Source organism: Streptomyces paradoxus, from assembly GCF_014202475.1.
Classification (GTDB): domain Bacteria; phylum Actinomycetota; class Actinomycetes; order Streptomycetales; family Streptomycetaceae; genus Streptomyces; species Streptomyces paradoxus.
The window spans coordinates 974,049-987,869 of record NZ_JACHGV010000001.1 but is presented as its reverse complement, the minus strand read 5'-3'; the positions used below and the strand labels follow the sequence as shown (position 1 = coordinate 987,869).

The following is a 13,821-nucleotide window of genomic DNA, read 5'->3' as shown; positions in this document are numbered from 1 at the left end:
GTCATGCGCGTGAACAGCACCACCAAGGCCCGCACCCGGGCGGCCGCGGGCCTGACCGTGGCCGCGCTGGCCGCGGGCGCCACGGCCGGCGCGGGACCGGCCACCGCCCAGCCGAAGGCCGCCCCCGCCGCCGCGGCGGCCGCCGACTGCAGCGCCGCCTACCGCATCGAGCAGAAGCTCTCCTCCGGAACCACCTGGCGGATGTGCTGGCGCTACGACGGCAAGGCCGGCCTCGTGCTGGAGAAGATCTCGTACCAGCCCAAGGGCGAGCCCAAACCGATCAGGGTCCTCAACAGCGCCCGGCTCGGCCAGATCCACGTCCCTTACGACGACGGCAACATCGAGTACGACGACCTCACCGGCTTCGACTTCGCCCAGGGCCTGATGAACCTGGCGCCGGGCGAGTGCCCCGGCGGCACCATCAAGACCGTCAAGGTCCCGGACTCCTGGAACGAGGACCCGAACGTCAAGGGCCTGTGCACCACGACCCGCTCCCGGGGCCACGCCTACCGCATGCAGGGCGACACCGCGAACAAGGTCTTCCAGGCCCAGGGCAAGGACCTCCTCGTCTACACGGTCAACCAGGTTGGCTGGTACGAGTACATGACCGAGTGGCGCTTCCAGGACGACGGCGCCATCACCATGAACGTCGGCGCCACCGGCAGCCTGTCCTGGGACGACTACGACGCCGGTGACGGCCGCGGCTGGCCCATCGGCAAGGGCGCGAGCGCCAAGTCCACCAGCCACAGCCACAACGCCTTCTGGCGGCTCGACTTCGCCCTGGACGGCTCCACGAAGAACAAGGTCGAGCAGTACGACTCCACCGTCAGCGCGCCCACCCGGGGCCAGCGCGCCCCCACCACCAAGACCACCCGCACCAAGGTGACCAGGGAACTGGCCGGGGACAGCAAGAACTACCGCTGGTGGCGCATGGTCAGCGCGACCGGCAAGAACAAGGACGGACACGCGCGCTCCTACGAGATCGTCCCCGGACCCACCACCAAGTACCCGGGCCGCAGCTACACCAAGCACGACCTGTACGTCACGCAGTACAACAAGTGCGAACTGTTCGCCAGCCACAACCCCGGCAACTGCGGCCCCGGAGCCGGGAAGTCCGTCGACAAGTGGGTGAACGGACAGACCCTGACCCACCCGGTGGTCTGGATGAACATCGGCTTCCACCACATAGCCCGGGACGAGGACCAGCAGCCCATGCCCGTCCACTGGCAGGGCTTCTCCATCGCCCCGCGCGACGTCACCGCCATGAATCCGCTCACTCCGGCCGAGCTCGGCCGGCAGAACGGGCACTGGCGGCCCCGCCGTTGAGATCGACCCTGCCCATCCGGCTGCACCGCCGACCGCTCCCGGAGTACCCTTCCTTGATCGTTGACAAGGGGAGTGCTCGGGGGAGCGGAAGGCGGTGCGCGGGTGGGCTCGGGAGGGCTGGAGCTGCCCCCTGGTGACGAGGGTCACGAGGGGAACTCCACAGACGTCCCGACCGGTGCCGTGTCCCTGGCGCGGCCGATGGACGCGACGGGTTCGATCGGCCCGGAACTGGACTGGGACGCCGACGCCTGGCGCGAGGTGCGCACCCGCGCCCAGCGGGCCGGCCGGGCCTACATCTGGCTCAACCTCGTCGAACAGCGGCTGCGCGCGGTGGTCGCCGCAGTGCTGCGGCCGGTCTACGAACCCGTCCACGGCGAGGACTGGGTGGTGGCGGCCGCCGGACCGGCCGGCCAGGAGTGGGTGCAGCGCGCGGTGGCCGTCCGCGAGGTCAGCCGCCGCAAGGGCTATCTGCTCGACCCGGCCGACGACAACGTGCTCTCCTTCCTCACCCTGCCGCAGCTGCGCGAACTGATGGTGCAGCACTGGCCGTGCTTCGAGCCCTACTTCGACGACCGCCGCGACGTCGAGCTCGCCCTGGACGAGCTGGAGGTCACCCGCAACGTCGTCTCCCGCAACCGGGCCCTGTCCGAGGCCGTGCTGAACCAGGCCGAGCGGGCCTCGGCCCGGCTGCTGGAGATGCTGGGCGCGGGCGGTGACGTGCCGTCGGCGCGCCGGCTGCCCATAGACGCGGTCGAGGACCTGGTCGGTGACCGGTACGCCGACGTGGTCGCCGTCCACCCGGACCGGGTGCGCCTGATGCGCCAGTTCCCGGCCGAGGACATCTTCGGCGGCGCCCGCCGTCTCGACGCCATCGGCATCGGCCTCAACCTGCTCGTGCAGAACTTCTCCGGGCGGCGTCTGGTACGGCTGGCCGAGTCCGGCTGCCGGGTCAGGCTGCTGTTCCTCAACCCGGCCTCCAGCGCGGTCAAGCGCCGCGAGCGGGAGCTCGGCATCAAGCGCGGTGAGCTCAGCCGGGCCGTCGAGATGAACATCCTGCACATGCGCCGGGTGCGCGCCCGGCTGCGCGACCCGGGCGCCTTCGAGATCCAGGTCTTCGACGAGACGCCCCGCTTCACGGCGTATCTCGTGGACGGCGACGGCGCGGACGGGATCGCGGTCGTGCAGAGCTATCTGCGCCGCACCCGGGGCATGGAGGCACCCGTGTTCGTCCTGCGCAACAGCGGCAAGGTGGTCAAGTCGGGCGAGATGGACGAAGCGGGCCTCTTTCCCACTTACCGCGAGGAATTCGAGGTGATGTGGGCGGATTCACGGCCGGTGTCCTGAACTGCGCCTTGATGCCGGGTGGTTCCGGGGCCCGCCGCCGCGGGTAGCCGGAACGCGGTCCTCGGATTGTCAGTGGTGCGTGGGAAGGTGGGGACCACTGGGGGAACGCACCACAAGAAGGGGGACCGCCCATGGGCTGGCACCGGGAGCTGCTGGTCGGCTTCGACCTGGAGACGACGGGCACCGATCCGCGCGAGGCGCGCATCGTCACGGGGGCCGTGATCGAGGTCAGGGGCGGAGAGCCGATCGGGCGCCGGGAGTGGCTGGCCGACCCGGGAGTGCCGATCCCCGAGGACGCGGTGGCGGTGCACGGCATCAGCAACGAGCGGGCGGCGGCCGAGGGCAGACCCGCCGACCAGGTGGCGGACGCGCTGGCCGACGTTCTTACCTCGTACTGGAAGACAGGTGTGCCGGTCGTCGCCTACAACGCGGCCTTCGACCTCACCCTGCTCTCCGCGGAGCTGCGGCGGCACGGCCTGCCGTCCCTGCGCGACCGCCTGGGCGGTGCGGACCCGGCCCCGGTCATCGACCCGTACACCATCGACCGCTGGGTGGACCGCTACCGCCGCGGCAAACGCAACCTCGAAGCGGTCTGCGCCGAGTACGGCGTGGTCCTCGACACGGCCCACGACGCCATGGCCGACGCCCTGGCGGCGGCCCGCCTGGCCGGCGCGATAGCCGACCGCCACCCCAAGATCGCCACCCTCGGCCCGGCGGCCCTGCACCACCGCCAGGTCGAGTGGTACGCGCAGTGGGCGGCGGACTTCCAGGCCTTCCTGCGCGGCAAGGGTGATCCGACCGCCTCCGTCGACGGGACCTGGCCCCTGCGGGAGCCGGCGGACGAGACGGTCTGAGGCGTCTGCCGGACGACCGGGCGAGCGGACGACCGGGCGGTCAGGCGGTCAGGCGGTCAGAACGGATACCACCGCACCGTCTCGTCGCCGTCGCGCAGGGACCGCACCCGCCGCTCGAACTCGGCCAGCGCTTTCGGGTTGCCCGGCGCATGCTGGGCGACCCAGGCGCAACTGGCCGTCTCCCGGGCCCCGCGCAGTACCCCGCAGCCCTCCCACTCGCGCACGTCCCAGCCGTAGGTCCGCGTGAAGGACGCGTAGGCCTCGTCCCCGAGCCCGTACCGGTCGTGGGACAGCGCCATCACCACGAGGTCGTGCTCGCGCAGATCCGCCGACACCGTCTCCAGGTCCACCAGCACGGGCCCGTCGGGCCCGACATGCACATTGCGCGGCAGCGCGTCCCCGTGGATCGGCCCCGGCGGCAGATGCGGCGTGAGCGCGGCGGCCCGGGCGGCGAACCCGTCCCGCCGCTCGCGCAGATACGCCGCGTCCGCGGGATCGACCGCGTCCCCCGCGAGCCGCAGCCACCGCTCCACACCGCCCAGCAGGTCACGGGCCGGAAGGCCGAAGGGAGGAGAAGGCGTGGCGTGCACGACCCGTAGCAGTTCGGCCAAATCCCGCGGCTCGGCGGGCCGTACGGCATCCGGCAGCCGGTGCCACACCGTCACCGGATGCCCGTCGGCCAGCAGCGCCTCCGGCTCCGCGGCCCGCACCGCCGGCACGCCCGCCTCGGCGAGCCACACCGCGATGTCCAGTTCGCGGCGCGCCCGGTCCAGGAGTTCGGCATCGCGCCCGACCTTGACGACCAGGTCACCGGCGGCGAACACCGCGTTCTCGCCCAGGGCGAGCAACCGCGCCTCCCCGGCCGCACCGGGCAGCACCCCCGCCGCCGCCAGTACGTCCCGAGCCCGCGCCTCGTCCATCGTCCGCCTCCGTCGTCCACGCCTCGACCGTCGGGTTCCGGCCATCCACCGGTCAGTGTCGCATCGGCACAGGTCGGGCGGCGTACGCGGTGCCTTGACGAGGCACACGGCCTTCACGAGCATGACCAGGCCGGCCGAGCGTGCAAAGGGGCTGATTCCGTGACATCGGTGACCGAGGCCTCGCCACCTTCGCCGCAGGTGAGGCGGGCCGGCCGCAGACCCGGCCGGGACCGGCCCCGGAAGGCCGTCGACCACGGCGCCTGGTTCCTGGTACTGCCCGCTCTCCTCCCGATCCTCGTCCTCAGCGCCGGACCGCTGCTGTACGGCATTCTGCTGGCCTTCACCGACGCCCAGTCGGGCCGCACCGAGCCCACCCGGTGGATCGGCGCCCTCAACTTCCGGGACCTGCTGCACGACACGCTGTTCTGGGAGTCGTTCCGGATCGGGCTGGTGTGGGCGGTCGGCGTGACCGTGCCGCAGTTCCTGCTCGCGCTGGGCCTCGCCCTGCTGCTCAACCAGGGCCTGCGGCTGCGCTGGCTGGCCCGCGCCCTCGCGATCATCCCGTGGGCCATGCCCGAGGTCGTCGTCGGCATCATGTGGCGGCTCGTCTACAACCCGGACGCGGGCATCCTCAACGAGACCCTGCGCGACGTCGGTCTGGGCAGCGGCCGGGACTGGCTCAGCGGACTGGCGACCGCACTGCCCGCCGTGATCGTCGTCGGCGTCTGGGCGGGCATGCCCCAGACGACGGTCGCCCTGCTCGCCGGGCTGCAGAACACCCCGCGTGAGCTGCACGAGGCGGCGGCGGTCGACGGCGCGGGCGCCTGGCGCCGCTTCCGCACGGTCACCTGGCCCGCCCTCCGGCCCATCGCCCTCGCCATCACCGCGCTCAACCTGATTTGGAACTTCAACTCCTTCGCCCTGGTCTACGTCCTGACCAACGGCGGCCCGGGCGGCCGGACGAGGCTGCCCATGCTGTTCGCCTACGAAGAGGCCTTCCGATACGGGCAGTTCGGCTACGCGGCGGCGATGGGGTGCGTGATGGTGGCCGGGATCTCGATCGCCCTGGCCGTGTTCCTCGTCGGCCGACTCAGGGGAGGTGACGACGCGTGAGGACCAGCACCCCGGCGCGCATCGGCCAGTACACCGCGCTGCTCGCGTACCTCGTCTTCCTCGCCTTCCCGTTCCTCTGGCTGGTCTCCACCGCGTTCAAGCCGCCGCGCGAGCTGGGCAGCCTGCACCCGACGTGGATCCCGAAGGACCCCACCCTCGGCAACTTCCGGCAGGCCTTCGACGAACAGCCGCTGCTGCAGGCCGCCCTCAACTCCCTGCTCGCCGCGCTCGCGGCGGCCGTCGTCGCCGTGCTGATCGCGACACCGATGGCCTACGTCGTCGCCCGGCGCCGCACCCGGCTCGCCAAGGCGGTGACGGGCTGGGTGGTGGTCAGCCAGGCGTTCCCGTTCGTGCTGCTGATCATCCCGCTGTTCCTGGTGCTGAAGAACCTCCGGCTGATCAACTCCGTGCCGGGACTGGTGCTGGTGTACGTGGTGTGGGCGCTGCCCTTCGCGCTGTGGATGCTCGCCGGATACGTACGGGCCGTGCCGCCCGAACTGGAGGAGGCCGCGGCGGTCGACGGGGCGGGCCGGGTGCGGACCCTGGTCTCGGTGACCGCGCCGCTGCTCGCGCCGGGCATCGTGGCGACCGGGCTGTTCGCGTTCATCACCGCGTGGAACGAGTTCTTCTTCGCGCTCGTGCTCCTCAAGACACCGGAGAAACAGACCCTTCCCGTGGTGCTCACCCACTTCATCGGCGCCGAGGGCGTCGCCGACCTCGGCCCGCTCGCGGCGGCCGCGTTCCTCGCCACCCTGCCCTCCCTGGTCGTCTTCGCGGTCATCCAGCGGCGGATCACGGGCGGCATGCTCACCGGGGCGGTGAAGAGCTGATGCGCGCCCGCCTGCTGGCCCTGGTCCTCCTGCTGCTGCTCGCCGGCTGCTCCTCGGGCGGCACCCGCGACGACGGCCGGATCACCCTGCGCTTCCAGTCCCTGGCCTGGCAGGAGGAGTCCGTCGAGGCGAACAAGCAGCTGGTGAAGGAGTGGAACGCCACTCACCCGGACGTCCGGGTCGAGTACGTCCAGGGCACCTGGGACAGCGTCCACGACCAGCTCCTCACCGCCTTCGAGGGTGGCGAGGCACCCGACATCATCCACGACGCCTCCGACGACCTCGCGGACTTCGCCTACGGCGGCTACCTCGCCGACCTCACCGGCCTGCTGTCCGCAAGGCTGAGATCGGACATCCCGCGGCGCAGTTGGGAGACCACCACCTTCGGGGACGGCGTCTACGGCGTGCCGTTCCTCCAGGAACCACGCGTGCTGATCGCCAACGCCGCCTGGCTCGGGAAGTCCGGCGTGCGGATCCCGACACCGGAGAAGCCGTGGAGCTGGACGGAGTTCCGCCGGATCACCGAACGCCTCAGCGGCCGGGGGAAGTACGGCGTCGCCTGGCCGCTGAAGGAACCCGTCTCCGCCACGCTCAACCTCTCCCTGTCGGCGGGCGGCCGGCTCTTCCACCGCGGGCCGGACGGCAAGGTGACGGTCCGGTTCGGGGCAGCCGACCAGACAGTGCCGCGCACCATCCACGACCAGGCCAACACCGACCGCAGCGCCTCGCCCACCACCCTGGGCAGCGGCGGCTCCGACACACTGCCCGGCTTCTTCGGCGGCCGGTACGCGATGGTCCCGCTCGGGTTCTCCTACCGTCAGCAGATCGTCCAGCAGGCCCCGAAGGGCTTCGACTGGCAGGTGCTGCCCGCCCCGGCGGGAGCCGCCGGACCCACCCAGGGCGTCAGCCCCCAGACCCTCTCCATCGCCGAGGACTGCCCGCACAAGAAGGAGGCCGCGGAGTTCCTCGACTTCCTGCTGCGGCCGGAGAACATGGTCCGCCTCGCCCTCGGCGACTGGATGCTGCCCACCGGCACGCAGGCGCTGAAGGACCCCGCCCTGCGCACCACGCGGCACGGCTGGGCCACCGGCACCGCCCTCGCCGCCCACCTGCGCCCGGCACCGGCGCAGACGGTCCGGGGCTACCCGGAGTGGAAGGACAAGGTGGCGACCCCCGCTCTGCAGGAGTACTACAGCGGAGCCATCGGCCTCGGTGAACTGCGCGAACGGCTGGAGGAGGACGGCAACCTGGTGCTCGCCCGCTACCAGCGCTGACCCCGGCGGAAAACCCGTTGCCCGTGCGCACGGCGCCGCCTAGCGTGCTGCTCGTGGGTATCGACGCGATCTACATCTCCGGTCACGCCCGGGGCTGTGCGCCGTCCGCCAGGACGCGCCGCCCCGGAGCCCTGACCGGCCCGGGGAGCGACGCCCGCTGAGCCACTGAGCCCGGCGTCCCGCCTGCCCCCTCGTTCCCACCTGTCTTCCGGTCAGGGCCCTCGTCTGCCCTCCTCCACCTTCCGGAAGACAAGGACCCGCAGGCCATGGCCCGCCCCACCGCGCCTTCCCGCGCCCTCTCGCAGAACTTCCTCACCGACCGCGCTGCCGCCGAACGCTTCGCCCGGCTCGCCGTCCCACGGCCCGGCCCCGTCCCCCTGCTGCTCGAAGTCGGCGCGGGCAAGGGCGCGTTGACCGCCCCGCTGGCCGCGCGCTGCCGGGAGCTGCGCGCGTACGAGATCGACCCGCGGCTCGCGCCCGTGCTCCGCGCCCGGTTCTCCGGCACACCGCACCTACGTGTCGTCGAGGGGGACTTCCTGGCCGCGCGTCCACCCCGGCAGGCCTTCTCCGTTGCCGGGAACGTGCCGTTCTCCCGGACCGCGGACGTCGTCGACTGGTGCCTGCGCGCCCCCGCCCTCACCGACGCCACCCTGCTCACCCAGCTGGAGTACGCCCGCAAACGCAGCGGGGACTACGGCAGGTGGACGCTGCTGACGGTCCGCAGCTGGCCCCGCTTCGAGTGGCGGCTGCTCGGCCGGGTCGGCCGGCACGGCTTCCGGCCGGTGCCGCGCGTGGACGCCGGTGTGCTCCGCATCGAGCGGCGCGAGACCCCGCTGCTCCACGACGACGCCTTCGGCGGCTGGCGGTCCCTGGTCGAGCTGGGCTTCTCCGGGGTGGGCGGCTCACTGCACGCCTCGTTGCGCAGGGCCCATCCGGGGCGGCGGGTGGACGCCGCGTTCCGGGCGGCGCGGCTTGACCCGGGCGTGCTGGTGGGCGAGGTGCCCCCGTCGCGGTGGCTGCGCCTGCACGAAGTCCTGACCTCGTAGGACCCCAAAGGTTGCACGAGACGTCTCGTCTCGCGTACGGTCGGGTCCATGACCAGTCGCGCGCACATCGCCATGTTCTCCATCGCCGCCCACGGCCACGTGAACCCGAGTCTGGAGGTGATCCGCGAGCTCGTGGCGCGCGGCCACCGGGTGACCTACGCCATCCCGCCCGTCTTCGCGGACAAGGTCGCGGGCACCGGCGCCGAGGTGAAACCCTGGAACTCGACGCTGCCCTCACCCGACGACGACCCGGAGGCGTGGGGGAGCACGCTGCTGGACAACGTCGAGCCGTTCCTCGACGACGCGATCCAGGCCCTCCCGCAGCTGATCGCGGCCTACGAGGGCGACGAGCCGGACCTCGTCCTGCACGACATCGCCTCCTACCCGGGCCGTGTCCTCGCCCACCGCTGGGGCGTCCCCGCGGTCTCCCTCTCGCCGGCCATGGTCGCCTGGGAGGGATACGAGGAGGAGGTCGCCCGGCCGCTGTGGGAGGAGCCGAAGAAGACCGAACGGGGGCGCGCCTACTACGCCCGCTTCCACGCCTGGCTGGAGGAGAACGGCATCACCCTGCACCCCGACGACTTCGGGGGCCGGCCCGACCGCTCGATCGTCCTGCTCCCCAAGGCGCTCCAGCCGAACGCGGACCGCGTCGACGAACGGGTGTACTCCTTCGTCGGCGCCTGCCAGGGCGACCGCACCGCCGAGGGGGACTGGCAGCGGCCGGCCGGTGCGGAGAAGGTCGCGCTCGTCTCCCTCGGGTCCGCCTTCACCAAGCAGCCCGGCTTCTACCGGGAGTGCGTCGAGGCGTTCGGTGACCTGCCCGGGTGGCACCTGGTGCTCGCGGTCGGCAAGCACGTCGACCCGGCCGGGTTCGCTGACGTCCCGGCCAACGTCGAGGTGCGCACCTGGGTACCGCAGCTGGCGATCCTGAAGCAGGCCGACCTGTTCGTCACGCACGCGGGCGCCGGGGGCAGCCAGGAGGGCCTCGCCACCGCCACGCCGATGATCGCCGTACCGCAGGCCGTCGACCAGTTCGGCAACGCGGAGATGCTCCAGGGCCTCGGCGTGGCCCGGTACCTGCCCACGGAGGAGGCGACCGGCGAGACCCTGCGTGCGGCGGCCCTCGCCCTGACCGGCGACCCGGAGGTGGCCGCCCGTCTGAAGGAACTCCAGGCACAGACCGCCGAGGAGGGCGGCACCAGGCGCGCCGCCGACCTCATCGAAGCCGAACTGGCCGCCCCGAGGCCCTGAAGCCGCCCCGCCGTGTCAGGCCGTCGTCACACCGCGACGGCCTGGCGGGTGAGGGTCAGGCGCGCGTTGTCGAGCGTGGCGTCCATGCGCGTCGACTGACCCTTGGTGAACATGAACATCGCGGCGTCGTCGGTGTAGTCCATGTAGTTCATGAACATGTCGCCGTCGGGTCCGTTGCCGCACGTCACATGGGGGAAGGTGGGCGAACCGGCGTTCGCTCCGGCCTGGTTGGGGGTGTCCGCCACGAAGTCGCTGCCGCTGCAGCCCTCGTCGTCGTCGCCCCAGATGTGGCGCAGGTTCAGCCAGTGCCCGATCTCGTGCACAGCCGTGCGGCCACCGTCGAACGGCGCGGTGGCGGTGCCGGTGGTCCCGAGGGCGGTGTGCGTGACGACCACGCCGTCCGTGGAGGCGGCGCCCCCCGGGAACTGTGCGTAGCCCAGCAGCCCGCGGCGCAGCTGGCAGACCCAGAGATTCAGGTAGATGTCCGCCGGCCAGGCGTCCTGACCGCCGCTCAGGCTGAATTTGACCAGGTCGTCGGTGTCCCAGCCCGGGTTCGTGGTCTGGGTCCGCGTGATGCCGTCCGTGGGGCGGCCCAGCGGGTCGGTCCGGGCGAGGTGGAACTGCAGGCGGGCGTCGGCGACCAGGTCCTGCCAGACCGCCGGCACCTTGCTCACGTCCGGGTTGGCCGCGCGGAAGTCCTGGTTGAGGACGTCGATCTGACTGTGGATCTGGGCGTCGCAGACGTTCTGCTCGGGGGTGTTGTGCACGACGTGCACGACGACGGGGATGTCGATGAGGCCCTGCCGGGCGGTGGGCTGTTCCATCGACTCGTAGGCGAAGGCGGTGTTCTCGATGAGGGCCCGGTTCTCGGCGTACTCCGGGTTCAGGGTGAGGAGTCTGCGGTGCACCTCCATGGCGCCGCACCAGCGGCTGTAGTCGGGCGAGGTGGCGCGAAGGAATGCCTGTGCATCGGACATGGCTTGTCCCCCGGGGGAGCTGGGTGTGCCGCGCACGCGGCTGAACTGCGCGTCTGTCACGCGCCGCGAGGGCCGGGCGACGCCGGGCGGAGCGTTCGGTTGCCCGTTCCCTCCGTACCCATACACTGATAATTCTAGTCACTTCGCCATAAGGGCGGCAATGTGGACAGCATGGGTGAGCGAGGTGGCCGGGTCATGCGAGAAGCCCCGTCGGGCCTGTTCCGCTCGTGGCTCCACTCCTACGAGGAGGACCACGAGGACGTGCGGGTCTACCGGCCCGACGACTTCCCCTTCCCGCCCGCGCGCGGGCGCCGCGGCATGGAGTTCGCGCCCGACGGCACCTTCGTCGACCATCCGCTGGGTCGCGGCGACGCCCCCGGCGCCGTGCCCGGCCGCTGGCGGCCAGGGCCGGAGGGGCACATCACCCTCACCTTCGGCGGCACCCGCCCGGAGAGGGAGCTGGAGATCGTGCGCTGTGACGCGGAGGTCCTCCAGGTGCGGCGCCTGACCTGACGAGGGCACCTGCCCCAAGCGCCTGACGCGGGGCGTCGAAGGGCCCGTTGGTTGCACCGGCAACCAACGGGCCCTGGACTCCGCGGCGGTGATCAGACCTTGAGGGGCTCGCCCTCGTCGTCCCGCGCCGCCGGTCCGGCGACCGCCTGCGGCGTCTCGTCGTGCGTGAGGTCCGGCAGCCGGTGCAGCCACTTCGGCAGGTACCAGTTGCGCTCGCCGAGCAGCGCCATCACGGCCGGCAGCAGCACGCCCCGGATGATCGTCGCGTCGATGAGCACCGCAGCCGCGAGGCCGACACCCATCTGCTTCATGGACTGCATCGACAGCGTCCCGAAGATCGCGAACACGGCGACCATGATGACCGCGGCACTGGTGACCACTCCGGCCGTGGTGACCACGCCGTGCCGGATCGCGTCCTTCGTCGCCAGCCCCCGCAGCCGCGCCTCGCGGATCCGGGAGACCACGAACACGTGGTAGTCCATCGACAGGCCGAACAGGATCACGAAGAGGAACAGCGGCAGCCACGTGATGATCGCGCCGACACCTTCCGCGCCCACCAGGGACGCGCCCCAGCCGTGCTGGAAGACGGCGACGAGGATGCCGTACGCGGCGCCCACCGACAGCAGGTTCAGCACGATCGACGTGACCGCGATGGTCAGCGAGCGGAACGACAGCAGCATCAGCGCGAAGGCGAAGACCACGACGAACGCGAACACCGGGACGACGGCGCCCGCCAGCTGGTCGTTGAAGTCCTTGGAACCGGCGACCTGCCCGGTGATGGGCGCCTCGATCCCGTCGACCTTGCCGAGCGTGGCCGGACGCACCTCGTCACGCAGCTTGTCCAGGCTCGCGCCCGCCTTGTCCAGATCCGAACCGCCGACGAGCGGGACGTAGACGAACGCGACGTTCTGCGCGTCGTGCGGCTTGATCTCCACCGGCCCGCGCGAGGCACCCGAACTGATCGCCCGGTCACGGAAGTCGGCGAGCGCGGACTTCACCTCGGGCGCGTTGATGTCGTCCGCCTTCACGACCACCTCGGCCGGCTCGGAACCGCCCGGGAAGGCCTCGTTGAGCCGGTTGTACGTCTGGACGATCGGCAGCGAGTCGCCGAACTCCTGGTCCAGCGTGAGCTGCTGCGTCTTCATGCCGAGCGCGGGAGCCGTGATGGCCAGCAGTGCTCCGGTCGCGACCGCCGCCGCGATCACCGGCCTGGCGAGGACGCGCCGCAGCACGGCCGTCCAGAACCGGCTGTCCTGGCCGGCGCCCTGCTTGCGCCGGCGCAGGAACGGCAGGCGGCCCTTCTCCACGCGCCCGCCCAGCAGCGACAGCAGCGCGGGCAGGACGGTCACGGACCCCACCATCGCCACCGCGACGACCATCAGCGAGGCCAGGCCCATCGCCTCGAACTCGGCGAGCCCGGTGAACAGCATGCCCGCCATGGCCACGCACACCGTGACACCCGAGACCACGATCGCCCGGCCACTGGTCGCGGCGGCGATCCTGAGGGCCGTCTGCGCGTCCCGGCCGGCCTCGCGCTCCTCGCGCTCGCGGCGCAGGTAGAACAGGCAGTAGTCGACACCGACCGCCATACCGACCAGCAACATCACGGAGTTGGCGGTCTCGCTCATCGGCATGACGTGGCTGACGACGCCCATCAGGCCCATCGTCGCCATGATCGCGGTGAGCGCCAGCACCACCGGCAGCAGCGCCGCGACCAGCGCGCCGAACGCGATCAGCAGGATGCCGAAGGCCACCGGCACCGCGGAGTACTCGGCCTTCTTGAAGTCGTCCCCGAACGCGTCGGAGAACGTCTTCATCATGCTGGCGCCGCCGATCTCCTCGATCCGCAGCGCCCGATGGTCCTGCTGGACGCCCTCGACGGCCTTCAGTACCGGCTCGACCCGATCGCCGGCCGTGTCGGACTCGCCGCGCATGTCGAACTGCACGAGCGCGCTGCGGCCGTCCTTCGAGATCGTCTTCGTGTCGTACGGCGAGGCCACCCCGGTGACCCGGCCGGTGCCCTCGACCGCCCGCACGACGGCGTCGACGGCGTCCCGGAACTCGGCGTCCGTCGCCTTCAGGTCACCGCCCCTGGCCTGGATCAGAACGTTCTCACTGGCCGGCTCGTCGATCCCGGCGTCCTCGATGATCCGCGCGGCGGTGTGCGTCTCGCCCTTCAGCTGGTCGCTGTCCTTGACGTCGACCCGGCCCGCTGCCGAACCGAGCCCCATCGCCAGGACGACGAACAGGACCCAGATACCGACGGCAGCCCATCGGTGCCGGGCGCTCCAGCCGCCGGCCCGGGCGGCGAGGCCCCGCACCCGTATGTCTCCGTTCCCCATGACGGGCTTGCCCCCTCGAGATGCGGTGGCG

Annotated in this window: 11 protein-coding genes and 1 pseudogene; 9 read left to right on the top strand and 3 right to left on the bottom strand. The window is 71.8% G+C overall.

All coding sequences use genetic code 11. The annotated features are described in order from the left end of the window. The first annotated feature begins 3 nt into the window (after positions 1 to 3). The 3 genes from HNR57_RS04415 to HNR57_RS04405 all read left to right on the top strand — a co-directional run bounded on the left by HNR57_RS04415 (position 4) and on the right by HNR57_RS04405 (position 3,524). Complete coding sequence (locus tag HNR57_RS04415) at positions 4 to 1,326, top strand: copper amine oxidase (protein ID WP_184556093.1); 1,323 nt, start codon at positions 4 to 6, stop codon at positions 1,324 to 1,326. Between the two features lie 102 nt (positions 1,327 to 1,428). Then, the gene (locus HNR57_RS04410) at positions 1,429 to 2,670 is read left to right on the top strand and encodes a DUF5919 domain-containing protein (RefSeq protein ID WP_313672942.1); all 1,242 of its coding nucleotides are present in this window, start codon (positions 1,429 to 1,431) and stop codon (positions 2,668 to 2,670) included. 131 nt (positions 2,671 to 2,801) lie between these two features. Further along, complete coding sequence (locus HNR57_RS04405; protein ID WP_184556090.1) at positions 2,802 to 3,524, top strand: 3'-5' exonuclease; 723 nt, start codon at positions 2,802 to 2,804, stop codon at positions 3,522 to 3,524. Positions 3,525 to 3,580: 56 nt separating this feature from the next. Here the strand turns inward: HNR57_RS04405 and HNR57_RS04400 are convergent, their stop codons facing one another. Continuing rightward, the gene (locus HNR57_RS04400) at positions 3,581 to 4,444 is read right to left on the bottom strand and encodes a phosphotransferase enzyme family protein (RefSeq protein ID WP_184556087.1); all 864 of its coding nucleotides are present in this window, start codon (positions 4,442 to 4,444) and stop codon (positions 3,581 to 3,583) included. 159 nt (positions 4,445 to 4,603) lie between these two features. Between HNR57_RS04400 and HNR57_RS04395 the strand changes: the two genes are divergently transcribed. The 5 genes and pseudogenes from HNR57_RS04395 (at position 4,604) to mgt (ending at position 9,958) form a co-directional block, all read left to right on the top strand. After that, positions 4,604 to 5,557, top strand: coding sequence for a carbohydrate ABC transporter permease (locus tag HNR57_RS04395; RefSeq protein WP_376772161.1), 954 nt, complete (start codon positions 4,604 to 4,606; stop codon positions 5,555 to 5,557). Further along, complete coding sequence (locus tag HNR57_RS04390) at positions 5,554 to 6,387, top strand: carbohydrate ABC transporter permease (RefSeq protein ID WP_184556084.1); 834 nt, start codon at positions 5,554 to 5,556, stop codon at positions 6,385 to 6,387. The genes HNR57_RS04395 and HNR57_RS04390 overlap by 4 nt, the downstream gene beginning before the upstream one ends. Then, positions 6,387 to 7,661, top strand: coding sequence for an ABC transporter substrate-binding protein (locus tag HNR57_RS04385; protein WP_184556081.1), 1,275 nt, complete (start codon positions 6,387 to 6,389; stop codon positions 7,659 to 7,661). Before HNR57_RS04390 ends, HNR57_RS04385 begins: the two co-directional genes overlap by 1 nt. Positions 7,662 to 7,927: 266 nt before the next feature. Beyond that, positions 7,928 to 8,707, top strand: a complete 780-nt coding sequence (erm, locus tag HNR57_RS04380) for an ErmE/ErmH/ErmO/ErmR family 23S rRNA (adenine(2058)-N(6))-methyltransferase (RefSeq protein WP_184556078.1) — start codon at positions 7,928 to 7,930, stop codon at positions 8,705 to 8,707. Further along, positions 8,674 to 9,958: pseudogene (gene mgt / locus HNR57_RS04375) on the top strand (macrolide-inactivating glycosyltransferase). Before erm ends, mgt begins: the two are co-directional and overlap by 34 nt. 26 nt (positions 9,959 to 9,984) lie before the next feature. Here the strand turns inward: mgt and HNR57_RS04370 are convergent. Beyond that, positions 9,985 to 10,935, bottom strand: coding sequence for a zinc metalloprotease (locus HNR57_RS04370; protein ID WP_184556072.1), 951 nt, complete (start codon positions 10,933 to 10,935; stop codon positions 9,985 to 9,987). A gap of 195 nt (positions 10,936 to 11,130) precedes the next feature. Between HNR57_RS04370 and HNR57_RS04365 the strand changes: the two genes are divergently transcribed. Continuing rightward, entirely contained in the window at positions 11,131 to 11,448 is a 318-nt protein-coding gene (locus HNR57_RS04365; protein WP_184556069.1) for a hypothetical protein, read from the top strand. 92 nt (positions 11,449 to 11,540) lie between these two features. Here the strand turns inward: HNR57_RS04365 and HNR57_RS04360 are convergent, their stop codons facing one another. Continuing rightward, positions 11,541 to 13,790, bottom strand: coding sequence for an MMPL family transporter (locus HNR57_RS04360; RefSeq protein WP_184556067.1), 2,250 nt, complete (start codon positions 13,788 to 13,790; stop codon positions 11,541 to 11,543). Between the last annotated feature and the right edge of the window lie 31 nt (positions 13,791 to 13,821).

Coding starts and splice junctions, on each gene's coding strand:
- HNR57_RS04360 (WP_184556067.1), bottom strand. CDS start 13,790: ATGGGGAACGGAGACATACGGGTGCGGGGCCTCGCCGCCCGGGCCGGC.
- HNR57_RS04400 (WP_184556087.1), bottom strand. CDS start 4,444: ATGGACGAGGCGCGGGCTCGGGACGTACTGGCGGCGGCGGGGGTGCTG.
- HNR57_RS04365 (WP_184556069.1), top strand. CDS start 11,131: ATGCGAGAAGCCCCGTCGGGCCTGTTCCGCTCGTGGCTCCACTCCTAC.
- HNR57_RS04415 (WP_184556093.1), top strand. CDS start 4: ATGCGCGTGAACAGCACCACCAAGGCCCGCACCCGGGCGGCCGCGGGC.
- HNR57_RS04370 (WP_184556072.1), bottom strand. CDS start 10,935: ATGTCCGATGCACAGGCATTCCTTCGCGCCACCTCGCCCGACTACAGC.
- HNR57_RS04405 (WP_184556090.1), top strand. CDS start 2,802: ATGGGCTGGCACCGGGAGCTGCTGGTCGGCTTCGACCTGGAGACGACG.
- erm (WP_184556078.1), top strand. CDS start 7,928: ATGGCCCGCCCCACCGCGCCTTCCCGCGCCCTCTCGCAGAACTTCCTC.
- HNR57_RS04385 (WP_184556081.1), top strand. CDS start 6,387: ATGCGCGCCCGCCTGCTGGCCCTGGTCCTCCTGCTGCTGCTCGCCGGC.